Genomic DNA, 255 nt, shown 5'->3' with positions numbered 1-255 from the left:
TCAAGCCCGTCCGTTTGCCTGGAGGCCAGCGCCGGTACTCTATAGAAGAACTCAACAAACTCTTACAATCCGGCCAAATGATTGACGGACAGGAAACAGCAGTCGTGCTTTACGCCCGGGTATCCACAAAAAAGCAGGCCAACGCGGGCAACCTGGACCGGCAGATGGAACGGTTGCGGCATTACGCCCGGGAAAACAGTTTTACCGTCAGGGCGGAATTCACGGACGTGTCCAGCGGCCTAAACCAGAAGCGCC

1 protein-coding gene is annotated in these 255 nt (G+C 56.5%); it reads left to right on the top strand.

Annotation, left to right across the window (positions count from 1 at the left end):
* Nucleotides 1-255 (top strand): recombinase family protein (locus tag IT084_RS17860; protein WP_195714201.1); only part of this gene is annotated, 255 nt, incomplete at both ends.

It is taken from the genome of Desulfallas sp. Bu1-1, assembly GCF_015594625.1.
In the GTDB taxonomy this organism is placed as follows: Bacteria; Bacillota; Desulfotomaculia; order Desulfotomaculales; family Desulfallaceae; genus JADNRQ01.
This window is presented reverse-complemented; position numbering and strand designations above follow the sequence as displayed.